General features: G+C 44.0%; 10 protein-coding genes. 1 reads left to right on the top strand and 9 read right to left on the bottom strand.

The annotated features are described in order from the left end of the window. The 9 genes from A1232T_RS01020 to tig form a co-directional block, all read right to left on the bottom strand. Nucleotides 1-558: transposase (locus tag A1232T_RS01020; RefSeq protein WP_279625887.1), on the bottom strand; the 558-nt coding region annotated here is incomplete at its 3' end. Nucleotides 559-628: 70 nt separating this feature from the next. Next, nucleotides 629-1,294 carry a DMT family transporter gene (locus tag A1232T_RS01015; protein WP_077447625.1) on the bottom strand — a complete coding sequence of 222 codons (666 nt, stop codon included), beginning with the start codon at nt 1,292-1,294 and terminating at the stop codon, nt 629-631. Between the two features lie 122 nt (nt 1,295-1,416). Then, complete coding sequence (locus tag A1232T_RS01010; protein ID WP_077447624.1) at nt 1,417-2,904, bottom strand: CoA-acylating methylmalonate-semialdehyde dehydrogenase; 1,488 nt, start codon at nt 2,902-2,904, stop codon at nt 1,417-1,419. A gap of 320 nt (nt 2,905-3,224) precedes the next feature. Continuing rightward, nucleotides 3,225-5,237, bottom strand: a complete 2,013-nt coding sequence (locus tag A1232T_RS01005) for a propionate--CoA ligase (protein ID WP_077447623.1) — start codon at nt 5,235-5,237, stop codon at nt 3,225-3,227. Nucleotides 5,238-5,506: 269 nt separating this feature from the next. Beyond that, nucleotides 5,507-6,643, bottom strand: a complete 1,137-nt coding sequence (locus tag A1232T_RS01000) for an MFS transporter (protein ID WP_244152325.1) — start codon at nt 6,641-6,643, stop codon at nt 5,507-5,509. 334 nt (nt 6,644-6,977) lie between these two features. Then, nucleotides 6,978-7,904: an SDR family NAD(P)-dependent oxidoreductase gene (locus A1232T_RS00995; RefSeq protein WP_077447627.1), complete on the bottom strand. Its 927-nt coding sequence runs from the start codon at nt 7,902-7,904 to the stop codon at nt 6,978-6,980. 245 nt (nt 7,905-8,149) lie between these two features. After that, a complete protein-coding gene (clpX, locus tag A1232T_RS00990) occupies nt 8,150-9,427 on the bottom strand; it encodes an ATP-dependent protease ATP-binding subunit ClpX (protein ID WP_077447621.1) in 1,278 nt (425 codons plus the stop codon). 126 nt (nt 9,428-9,553) lie between these two features. Next, a complete protein-coding gene (gene clpP, locus A1232T_RS00985; protein WP_077447626.1) occupies nt 9,554-10,180 on the bottom strand; it encodes an ATP-dependent Clp endopeptidase proteolytic subunit ClpP in 627 nt (208 codons plus the stop codon). 466 nt (nt 10,181-10,646) lie between these two features. Then, nucleotides 10,647-11,984 (bottom strand): trigger factor, encoded by a 1,338-nt coding sequence (tig, locus tag A1232T_RS00980; protein WP_077447620.1) that lies wholly within the window; start codon nt 11,982-11,984, stop codon nt 10,647-10,649. A 613-nt stretch (nt 11,985-12,597) separates the two neighbouring features. On the opposite strand from tig, the gene A1232T_RS00975 reads away from it, so the two are divergent. Then, nucleotides 12,598-13,035, top strand: a 438-nt coding sequence (locus A1232T_RS00975) for a nuclease/transposase family protein (RefSeq protein WP_482822381.1), incomplete at its 3' end; no start/stop codon positions are given.

Genomic DNA, 13,035 nt, shown 5'->3' with positions numbered 1-13,035 from the left:
TCCAACGCTGCCCTTACCACTTACTTGCTTAGGAAAGTCTTTAACGGTGATACACGCATACCAACGATTACGACTGTCTTGTACTATCTCAAGCGTGTTGATCTGATATAGGCTTAGGTTGTAGCTATCGAATACATCGATGATGAGCTTTTGACCTTTAGATAGCGAGAGTTGTATTGTTGATTTAAGTGCTTTCTTTCCCGTTTGTCTTGTTTGCAAATACTCGATAGCAGATTTTTTAAAAGGTATCCAACCCAGTGATTTACGTTTGGCATCAGGACGGTTGCTGCGCCAGCTAAGCTTGGCTTTTTTAAATTGTTTACGTGATTTAGCGTGTGTCTCATTGATAGTCTGTAAGGTCTGACTGTGTAATCCTAAATATTCACCGCTACCTTTGGTGTACTGGTTTAAATCATAGGCTGAAAAGTACTTACCGGTACGTTTTAGATGCTCAAAGCAAAGTGCATTAATATAGTTCCACACGAAGTTCACTGAACCGCTTAGACGATTCAACTCTTTTATGTGTTTGTCTTTAATGCGTAGCTTGAGTGTTTTTATATGCTTAGTATCGCAAGATTAATTTTAGCTTACAACCCTTTAACGACTTCTTACGACAGTGTGTGTCGCCTTATATCCACCCCCTGAAGTGGGTGGTTTTACGGCGACTGGTGATAAACTCTGGTATCCATATAACAAAATGTGTGCCATATAGCGGCCAGATTAATAAACACAGCAGGCAGGCAGCACACGATTGTAAAAACCCACCAAATACTAAATGCATATTGGCGCAATACTGCTTTTGATAAACACTGCCACAGGCCACACCCAGAAGTCCCAACCCTGCCATGAACAGTCCAACAACGTTGGGAGTTTTTAGGCCCCAGAATACAATTAATAGTACTCCAAGTAAGCCAATAATAAGCCCAACCCACTGTGCGGCCGATACTTTGGCTTTAAAAAATATCTGAGCAATTACACTAGCCAATAGCGGCTGAAAAGAGATAATCAGTGCGGTGGTCGAAGCGGATAATCCATAATCTATCGCTAAGAACACACCCAGTGAAAACAGTCCCAAAATCAGCATGCCAGCAATAAAGGTGTGGATCAGGTCGCTGCGAGTGACATTGAGCTTGGGCTTAACGATTAAGCAGACAATACCTAAAATACTGGCGGTTATGGCAAATCGTAGAACCAAAAAGGAAACTGGGTCTACGAAGGGGAGGCTATATTGAGTCGCAACAAAGCCTGACCCATACAAAAAAACAAATAAAAAAGAGGCAACGAGTGATTTCATTGTGTATAGCCTCCCTTGCTTAGCGTCAATTTTAATAGTGCCTGACTTAAGGGTGTGCTAAAAGGATAATCCTTAAATCAGGCAGGCTATACACAGTAGCTTATGGTTTTCGATATTAATAACTACATTGAAATCGTGGTGTTGACCTTACCTTTACTCGCTTCATCATCAAACCAACGGGCAGTCACAGTTTTAGTTTGAGTATAGAACTGTACCGCTTGTTTACCGTAAGGACCTAAGTCGCCAAGCTTACTGGCACGCGAGCCTGAGAATGAGAACATAGGTAGTGGCACAGGAATCGGTAAGTTGATACCTACTTGGCCCACATCGATGTCTTGCTGGAATTTATGCGCTGCAGCACCAGATTGGGTGAAGATGGCCGTACCGTTGCCGTTCGGGTTGGCGTTGATGATGTCAATCGCTTCATCTAATGAGTCGGCACGCATGATACACAGCACAGGGCCAAAGATTTCTTGGCTATAAATCTGCATATCTGTGGTGACTTTATCGAAGATGGTTGGACCAACGAAGTTACCGTTCCCATAGCCATCAACCACAATGCCGCGGCCATCTAGTAACAAGTCCGCACCTTCATCAACACCGGTCTGAATCAAACGCTCCACACGCTCTTTGGCCTGAGGGCTGATTAATGGGCCCAAGTCTTTGTCATGCTTACCGGCTGAAACCACCAAGCCTTCTGCTTTGGCTTTAATGTCATCAATCCACTGCTGAGCTTCACCAACCAATACCACAACCGACAGTGCCATACAGCGCTGACCTGCAGCACCAAAGGCAGCACCTGCTAATTGGTTTAGGGTTTGTTCTTTGTTGGCATCAGGTAGGATAACGGCGTGGTTTTTGGCGCCCATCATACACTGGACACGTTTGCCGGCTTTGCTGGCACGGTCATAAACATGGTGACCGACATTGGTTGAACCTACGAATGACACCGCTTTAATGTCTGGGTGATCACAGATGGCGTCTACTGTTGGTTTGCCGCCATGTACCACGTTTAGGACGCCTTTTGGCACGCCCGCTTCAATGGCAAGCTCTACCAAACGCAAGGTCACCATTGGATCTTGCTCTGATGGCTTCAGAATAAAGGTGTTACCGGTGGCAATTGCCATTGGGAACATCCATAAAGGAATCATGGCAGGGAAGTTAAATGGCGTAATACCCGCACACACGCCTAAAGGTTGCCAAATGCTATACGTATCAACACCAGTAGCAACGTTTTCAACGAAATCGCCCATTTGTAGGTTGGCGATACCAGCAGCATGCTCAACCACTTCTAGGCCACGGAATACGTCACCACGAGCGTCGGCAATGGTTTTACCTTGCTCTGAAGTTAACAGCTCAGCCAACTCATCCATATGCTCACGGATAAGTGCTTGATAGGTTAAGAAGATGCGGGCACGGGTAGTAATCGGAGTTTTGCGCCAAGTTTTAAAGGCTTCTTTGGCAGCAGCGACGGCTTCATTGATTTCGTCATCGGTGGTTTGTGGCACTTTAGCGATAACTTCTTGGGTAGCTGGATCGGTTAGGTCAATCCATTCAGAGGTTTTAGAATCGACAAATTCACCGTTAATAAGCTGTTGTACGTGGTGCATGAGATATCCTTATCTTTTTATACTAATGATTTTTATGCTAATAATTAGCCGTAAGCTGATAGTTTAAAATCCATTTTCAATAACGATATAAATTGTATCGTTATATTGTTTAGTGACTATAGCAATCTCCTCGATACTCGGTCAAGAAAAAATTATTAAATAAAGTGTAAAGAGGAGACTAAAAATAGTGTGTATTTTCAAAGAGGTCGGGTTATCGTTAATTGTGCTTAACGATAACCCGAGTTTCTACTAAATTAGCTTAGTTTTTAGACATAGCTCGTAGCGTCTTATTAGTAAGTGTTTTGCTAATAAGTCTCGTGCTAATAATTCTCAATGGCTACTTTGACCGCATCGATTGAGGTTGGGTCTTCAAGCGTAGACATATCGCCGGTTTCTTGACCTTCAGCAAGTGCTCGAATGGCACGACGTAAAATCTTACCCGAACGAGTCTTAGGCAAGGCTTTCGGGAAATAGATAGCTGCCGGTCTGGCCAGTGCGCCTAAAGATCTGGCAACCACACCCATGATTTGCTGTTCGACACGGAAGCGGCCTTCGGTGTCATCAATGATAGACGGGTCACGTAGGATACAAAAGGCAATGGGCAACTCGCCTTTCAGCTCATCCTTGATACCAACCACGCCCACTTCGGCGACCTCTGGATGCTCACTAATGGCTGCCTCAATCTCTTGGGTACCTAAGCGATGCCCAGCCACGTTAATGACGTCATCAGTACGGCCTAGAATATGATAGTAGCCGTCTTCATCAATCACGGCATAGTCTGAGCTTGAGTATTGCTTACCGTCAAATAGGTTGTAATAGCTTTTCATAAAGCGTTCATCATTACGCCATACCGTGGTCAAGCAGCCAGGGGGTAGAGGCGCAGAAATGGCAAGCAAGCCTTTTTCACCTGGCTTACAGGGCTCACCGGTTTCTTCATGCAGGACTTTGGCGTCATAGCCATACATAGGATAGCCAGGAGTTCCGGGTCTGTGCTCTTTGTAATTAAATTTAGGTACATGACTTAAAATAGGCCAGCCCGTTTCGGTTTGCCAGTAGTGGTCGATAATAGGGACCCCTAAATGACCCGTCAACCATTCAGCCGTTGGCTCATCAAGTGGCTCGCCAGCTAAGAAGAAGGATTTTACGCTGCTGGTGTCATAACGGGTTAGCCAAGACTCATCTTGCTTCTTGAGCATACGCACCCCGGTTGGCGCTGTGAATAAAATATTGACCTTGTTGGCTTCAACGATACGCCACCAAATACCTGGGTTCGGATTGTGAGGCAGGCCTTCGTACATAATACTGGTTAAGCCAGTAAGTAGGGGAGCATAGATGGTGTAAGAATGACCAACGGCCCAGCCAATATCGGAGATGGCCCAAAACGTTTCGCCTGGATTACCGTCATAGATGTAGTCCATGGTAGTGGCCAATGCCACAGCATAGCCGCCCGTATCACGTTGAACGCCTTTTGGGGTGCCGGTTGTGCCTGAGGTATACAGTAAGTACGACGGCTCATTAGACTCAAGCCAAACGGGCTCAACCACGGCGCGATTGTCACAGCTAATGCGTCGCTCCGTAGCGAAATCAATATCTCTCTCTTGAGGCTCAAAAGGTAAAATACCACGATCAACCACTAAGACTTTTTCAGGCTTATGCTTGGCTTGCTCAACACCTTGATTGACTAAGTTTTTATAATTAATAATCTTGCCACCGCGTAAGCCGGCATCCACAGTGATAACCACTTTGGCTTCAGAGTCATCGATACGCACGGCTAAATTGTGGGCTGCAAAACCGCCGAAAACGACAGAGTGAATCGCACCAATACGAGCACAGGCCAACATGGCATAGGCCGCCTCTAAAATCATCGGCATATAGATAACAACACGGTCACCTTGACCCACGCCCATGCGCTGAAGCACATCAGCGAAATAGTTCACTTCTTTATATAAGCGGTTATAAGTTAAACGGCGTTTGGCATAATCGGTGTAGAACTCAACATGATTGTCGAGGGCTTTAAAGGCTTCAGCCACGCCAGGGTGGTTGTCTAAAAGCTCTTGGTTAATCTCAGACGATACCCAAACGAAAGCATCTTGTTCTGCACGCTCTTCTAGATGCCGATCGACACAGTTGTAGCATAGGTTGGTCTCACCACCCACGAACCACTTGGCAAAAGGCAGCTTGCTGTCATCAAGAATCTTCTCGGGTTGTTTGTGCCAATAAATACGTTCGGCTTGCTTGGCCCAAAAATTGTCTGGGCTATTAATAGAGCTGTTGTAGAGGTCTGAGAATGACTCGGTTGAAGTGGCTGTGTAGTTGCTGCTGGGTTGATTCATGATGCTGTCCTTAGCTAAAAAAAGAGAGGATTAGGCCAAATAGTGAGCCCAATCATTTATTAAACTAGCAGTCCTTGCTAGAGTGATATAAGAGGATTAATTAACAGAGAACCCTGACTGTAAACTTAGTACAATCCGTGGGTTTTTTATTATCGATACAAAACATATCGTTTTATTAGGGTTTTAATCTAGCAAAGTTAATAGCTATCGGTCAACCTAATTATTAACCGCTATTATGAAATAATTTAAGCCGCTCTTTGTAGAGCGGTTTAGGCTCTTTGCATCGGCGTTTTTATCATACCAAAAGCGGCAATTAATAAGGCCAATATTTGAACGGCTATTAGCAAAACAACGGTACTTGACCACTCCCCATAAGCATAGGCCAATCCGCAAGCCCAAGCGCCCGCAGTACCTCCGGCATAGTAGCCCATATAATATAATCCGGAGGCCAATGAGCGGCCCTCACTCACATTAGTAGCAATATAACCTATGGTCGCTGACTGGGTAATAAACACTCCCGATGACATGATCGATAGACCGACAATAATTAACCACAGTGGCGAGGTGAGCGTAGTCAACACACCCAACATAGATATCAATACCGCAACAATGATGGTGCGTGCTGAGCCAAAGCGCTGTATCAGCTTGGTAGCCAGTGGGGTAATAATCACCCCGATAAGATAGACGGCAAAGATATTGGCCAGCTGCCCCGTGGTTAATTGATAAGGGGCTTGTACTAAGTGTAGGTTGATAAAGGTAAAGCAGCCAACCAATGAGAACAGCACACAAAATCCAAGCAAGGTTGCAGAGATCACATAACGATTGGTTAGGTGCCGCGATAGGGTGCCTAATGCAGTGCGAAACTTAGGGCTGGGGACAAAGTTTTGTGAGGCAGGCAAGGTTTTAGCCACCCAAAGAGCACCTACTAAAGTCACGCCAGCCATAACGTAGTAACCAGAGCGCCAGCCCATCCATTCATGCAAATGACCTAATAGAAAGCGGCCTAAGAATCCGCCAAGGACTGAACCCGATACGTAGTATGCCATGAGCTCAGCGATAGCACTGCCTTTGAACTCCTCTCCCAAATAGGCAATGGTCACCACGGTAATACCAGGTACCGATAGACCTTGTAAAAAGCGCCAAACGGTTAAGGTATGTATGTCGTTACTGCCGGCAATTAACGCCGTTGGTATGGCCAAAAACAGTAGAGCACCAACAATAAGTGACTTACGGCCAATGGCATCGGACAGCATGCCCAAAAAAGGCGACATCAAGGCAACCGCCATCACCGTTGCCCCCACGGCCATACCCACTTGCACTTCACTGGCCCTAAAGTCTTGCATTAATACCGGCAAAATCGATTGGATAGAATAAACTTGTAAGAAAGCAAACATGCCAATAATCATGGCCGTGGCTTTAAGGACAAAGCTAGGGTTGGTATTTGCAGTATTGGTCACCGAAGAAGGTGAAGGTTGGGAGGAGGGGGAAGTGTTTTGCATAAAATGACCAGTTTATATTGCAATAAGGCACCTCGAAATATCGACATGTCCTTGTTTGGTATAAGGCTTGAGAAAAAAGGGCTTAAGGTAAGGGAGCTTAAAGTATTAAAGCTAGGCTAAAATGAAATAGCTTGGCTAAATTGTATAACTGTTCAACAAGCCAAGCTATTGTTTTTGCGTATTTATTGCTTTAAAGGTTCATTTATTACCTTAAAGACTTATTTGTTGCCTTAAAGACGAGCTATTTTGCTGCAATCTTCTTAGCAGCTGCTTTTTTCTTCGCTTTGGCAGCCCAGCGCGTGGTTTTATGCATCACTGCACCATAGTTAGAAGGAAAAACTCGCTGTATCAAATCAATTATCTTAGCATCATCGCCAATTAGGCATCGGGCTTGGTTTTTGGCGGCTGCCATCAAGATAATTTTCGCTGCCATATCAGGATCAAATTTAAGCAGCTTGTTAAAGCTTTTTAGCCCCTTAGCGCCGGTTGCCATGCCTAGGGCACTAATGCTCTCGTTACCACGGGCATTATTGGCAATGTTGGTTTTGATACCACCTGGATGCACAGAGGTAATAGACACACCGCTACGCTCAATATTTAGCTCTTGACGCAGGCTCTCGTTAAAGCCACGAATGGCAAATTTACTGGCGTTATAAGCCGATTGGGCCGGCTGAGCAATCAATCCAAATAGGCTTGAGATGTTAATAATATGGCCATTTTGGGCTTTATTACTTTGCTGTACGCTTTGCTTAATTAGGGGTAAAAAGGCCTTGGTGCCATAAACCATGCCCCAGAAGTTAATGCCCATTACCCATTCAATTTCTTCAATACTTTCGCCCTCTACCGTTGAAGATAGTGCCACGCCTGCATTATTAAAAATAAAGTTCACTTGGCCATGGTCTTGCACCACTTGATCGGCCCATTTAAATACCGCTTCTTTATTAGAGACATCAAGAACCTGGGTGGTAACGGTTACTTTAAATTCTTGTAGTAGCTGCTCGGTTTCTGCCAAGTTTTCGGCATTGATATCAGACAGGGCAAGATTACAACCAGCTTGAGCCAAGTTTAAAGCCAATGCACGGCCGATACCAGAACCGGCACCAGTAATGGCTGCAACATGGCCATTGTAGAATTTAGTGATGAGTGGCTCGTCAATACTGGGTGCCATAAAAGGGGTGACAGGAGATAAGCGCTCTACCACAGGCTGGGCAAGCTGATTTAATAAAGGGAGCTGAGGTAGGGTTAGGCGAATTGACATACGAGGATCATCCATGAATTAGTGAATTAATATAAGGGTTTAAATCTATCTTTCATCATAGGGCAGTTATTGCACAGTGACAATAAAAAAACGCTTACCCATCAGGGCAAGCGTTTTTCATAAAACATAGCAGCTTATGCTGATAAGGAGGTAGGCTAAGCAATCTTAGGCGCTGCGCCCTCATTAATGACGTTCTCATCAACCACTACGGTTTTAGCATCACTCATAGAAGGCAGCTCATACATGGTATCAAGCAGTGCATTCTCTACAATTGAGCGCAAGCCACGAGCCCCTGTTTTGCGCTCCATAGCTTTGTGAGCGATGGCTTTTAAGCCTTCTTCAGTAAAGGTCAACTCAGCGTCTTCCATCTCAAACAAGTACTGGTACTGTTTTACAATGGCGTTTTTCGGCTCAGTTAGGATTTGCATTAACGCATCTTCATCCAGTTCTTCTAAAGTAGCGATAACCGGTAGACGACCGATTAACTCTGGAATTAGACCAAACTTAATCAAATCTTCTGGCTCAACTTGTTTGAACAGTTCAGACAACTGTTTGCCGTCTTCTTTTGATTTAACTTCAGCATTAAAGCCAATGCCAGTCTTCTCAGTACGCTGCTGAATAACTTTGTCCAGACCTGAGAATGCACCACCAACAATAATTAAGATATTGCTGGTATCTACTTGAATAAGCTCTTGATTGGGATGCTTACGGCCACCGTGTGGTGGAATCGCAGCAACCGTACCTTCAATCAGCTTAAGTAGGGCTTGTTGCACGCCTTCGCCCGATACGTCACGGGTGATAGACATGTTCTCGCCTTTTTTACTGATTTTATCGATTTCATCAACGTAGATGATACCTTGCTCAGCTTTTTCGACATCATAGTCAGCCGCTTGTAATAGCTTTTGTACGATGTTTTCTACGTCTTCACCCACATAACCGGCTTCGGTTAGGGTAGTGGCATCGGCCATAGCAAAAGGAACATCCAGCATACGGGCTAAGGTCTGTGCCAGTAAGGTTTTACCAGAGCCGGTTGGACCAATTAGCAAGATGTTACTTTTTGACAGCTCAACCATGGCGTCATCAGCACCGATTTTAGCCTGTTTTCTGTCTTCGGCTAATTTAGCAGCCACTTTTAGACGTTTGTAATGGTTGTATACTGCAACCGATAAGGCTTTTTTGGCAGTTTCTTGACCAATAACATAGCTGTCTAAATGTTCGCGAATTTCTTTTGGGGTAGGTAGCTTCTTGGTTAACCAAGTACTCACTTCGCCGTCTTCTGAGTCGACAGCATCAAGGCCACCTTCTTCGATTAAGTCTGTGCATAGCGCCACACATTCATTACAGATATTGGCATCATCCGCTGCAATTAGCTGTGCCACTTCGTCTTTCTTTTTACCACAAAATGAACACTGTGGTGTTTTGTCCTTTGCCATGCTTGGCGCTCCTTAATAATTGCATGCTCTGCTAGGGGGTAGTTGTCTCTATATATTTACCCAGTCGCAGAGCCGTAAATTTGTGAATCGATAGCGTAAAGCTTTAGTGCCTAAAGAATGTTATTGTTATTTTTCTTCTTCAGGACGACGCTCTAATACTTCATCGACTAAGCCGTATTCTTTGGCTTCTTGAGCGTCTAACCAGTAGTCACGCTCAACGTCTTTCTCGATTTTCTCTAATGGCTGGCCTGTACGCTCAGCTAGAATGCGGTTTAAGCGGTCACGGATTTTCAAGATTTCGCGAGCATTAATTTCGATATCAGTCGCTTGACCTTGCGCACCGCCTGAAGGCTGGTGAATCATCACACGTGAGTTGGCTAGGGCATAGCGCTTACCTTTTTGGCCCGCAGCCAGTAAGAATGAGCCCATGCTGTACGCACCGCCCATACAAATGGTTGATACGTCTGGCTTAATGAAGTTCATGGTATCAAACATGGCAAGACCAGCACTTACTGAGCCACCTGGTGAGTTGATATATAAATGGATGTCTTTATCTGGGTTTTCGGCTTCCAAGAACAGCATCTGAGCCACGATTAAGTTGGCCATGTTGTCTTCTACCTGACCGGTTAAGAAGATAACACGCTCACGCAGTAGGCGTGAGTAGATGTCAAATGAGCGTTCACCACGGGCTGACTGCTCAACGACCATAGGGACCAATGCCGCTTGAGGCGTGCTTACGGTGGCATCACGCATATTTCTTAATACCGCATCATGAGCGGCCACAAGCTGCTCAAAATGAGGGTTGTTTATGATACGTTCGATATCTTGTTGGGTGTTTTGGTGAGTCATAAATAATCCCTGTCTATTGGTCAATTTTACAATTTATAGTTAATAGTTTTAAGTCAGTGAAATAGGGTGTGCAGCTGGACGTCATGGTAATATGCTGACGGCACAAGCCTATGTTGTCTCTTTATATTTTGGGGTGCTCAGCAATAAATCAAGCATTAACCGCACATTATCCTTGCTATCTTACTTTATGACAGATGATTAATACACCACTTTAGGCGGTATAAGGTGCAGATTGCTTTTACAACGAAAGCTTAAATAGTCTGTTTAGACAAAAATGCCCTAACATTATTGTCAGGGCATTTTTTTAACCACTCACTTATTAAACTAAATCAACAGAGTTAATTTAACAAGTTTTAGTTCAAGAAATGAATTACATCATGCCTTGTTGCTGAGAAGCTAGAAGCTCTTGGTAACCCACTTCTTTATCAGTTACTTTGCCTTGCTCAAGTAAGAAGTCAACCACTTGGTCTTCTAGTACTACTGATTCGATGTTAGCGCGTTGCTGTGCATCGTTGGTGTAGTATTCGATAACTTCTGCTGGGTCTTCGTAGTTTTCAGCGGTTTCTTTGATGAAAGTTTCAACACGCTCTTGGTCAACTTTCAGTTCGTTTTCTTCGATAACGCGTGATACTAGAACACCAAGACGGGCAGCACGGATGGCTTGTTCTTCGAACAATTCACGTGGCAACATGTCTTTGTCGATGCTGTTAGCATTGCCGCCGAACTGCTGAGCGAAACGCTGCATCATTAGGTTACGCTGACGGTCAACTTCTTGATCAACCATAGCGCTTGGTACGTCAAATTCGTTTTTCTCAAGTAGAGCGTCGAAAGTAGCTTGCTTAACTTGGTTGCGAGCTGCGTTCTTAACTTCGCGAGTCATGTTTTTGCGAACGTCTGCTTTAAGCTGCTCAACACCGCCTTCTTTTACGCCGAATAATTCTAGGAACTCTTCGTCGATTTCTGGAAGCTTAGGCTCTTCAACAGTCTTAACGTTGATTTTGAACTGAGCTGCTTTACCCGCTAGGTTTTCAGCTTGATATTCTTCTGGGAAAGTTACGTCGATGGTTTTTTCATCACCCGCTTTCATACCAACGATACCGTCTTCGAAACCTGGGATCATTTGACCACTGCCTAGAACCAGTTTGAAGTCTTCAGCTGCGCCGCCTTCAAATTTTTCACCGTCGATAGAGCCTTCAAAGTCGAAAGTTACTTGATCGCCTTCAGCAGCTTCGCCTTCTTTTTCAGCGAATTCTTGACGCTGTTTGCGAAGGTTTTCAATCATAGTATCAACGTCTTCGTCATTGATAGTCGCAGTGTGACGCTCTACTTCGATATCTTTGATGCCTTCAACTTTGATTTCTGGGAAGATTTCAACAGTGGCTTGATATACTAAGAATTCGTCTTCTAGTTTTACGTCATCGATATTTGGCATACCAACAGCGCGTACGTCTTCAGCTTTGATTGCTTCAAATACTGTGTCACGGATTACGTCGTTGATAACTTCTTGCTGGATACCAGCACCGTATTGGGCACGGATGTGTGAAACTGGCACTTTACCTTTACGGAAACCATCAATTTTGGCAGTTTTTGCCACATTGCGGATACGGCCTTCCACTTTGTTCTGAATCTGTTCGACAGGTACTTTAACTGTCAATTGTGTTTGGTTGTCATTTACCTTGTTAGTGGTAATTTGTAAATCTTTTGCCATGGTTATTAACCCTGTATGTTAATCGTTTGATTTTAATGATAAGCAATACTCAGGGGATATCAGATTAATAAACTTGATATCCGTGCCATGAGGCCCTGAGAAATGCCAAGAATATAACGCTAAAACTGGTTTTTTTGGTTGTAAAAACACAACCCTAAAGCCTACAAGCTAAAGGTAATGACTAACCCACAACCCAATTTACCGCCTACAAAGATATCCGCTAGGCGACAGTTAGGTATAAAAAGAGCATCGCATTTAGCTTTTATTAGGTCTTTATATGGGCAGTTGCCGCATCAGACAATGGCTAACATAGCAAAGTGTCGTAAATGCAAAGCTCACTGCTATAAAATAATAAAAGTAGAACAGTATAGTCTATCAGCCAAACAAAGTAAAAATAAAGTAGAAATTACTCAATTTTACGCTTTGCTTCGCTCTATAATCAGTCTTAAAGGCAGAGGATTATAGGTCGCAGACTTATAGTAGGCCTATAGTGTATTTATCACCAGTCGCCGTAAAACCACCTACTTCAGGGGGTGGATATAAGGCGACACACACTGTCGTAAGAAGTCGTTAAAGGGTTGTAAGCTAAAATTAATCTTGCCATACTAAGCATATGAAAACACTCAAGCTACGCATTAAAGACAAACACATAAAAGAGCTGAATCGTCTAAGCGGTTCAGTGAACTTCGTGTGGAACTATGTTAATGCGTTAAGTTTTGAGCATCTAAACCGTACCGGTAAGTTTTTTAGTGCTTATGATCTAAGTGAGTATACCAAAGGAAGTGGCGAGTATTTAAGATTACACAGTCAGACCTTACAAGCTATCAATGAGACTCACGCCAAGGCGCGTAAGCAGTTTAAAAAAACCAAACTTCATTGGCGCAGCAACCGTCCTGATGCCAAACGTAAATCACTGGGTTGGATACCTTTTAAAAAGTTTGCTATCAAGCATCTAAGCACAAGACAAACAGGCAAAAAAGCACTTAAATCAACAATTCAGCTATCACTTTCTAAAGGTCAGAAGCTCATCATAGATGTATTCGATAGTTAC

This window comes from Psychrobacter pasteurii, assembly GCF_900162815.1.
GTDB lineage: Bacteria > Pseudomonadota > Gammaproteobacteria > Pseudomonadales > Moraxellaceae > Psychrobacter > Psychrobacter pasteurii.
This window is presented reverse-complemented; position numbering and strand designations above follow the sequence as displayed.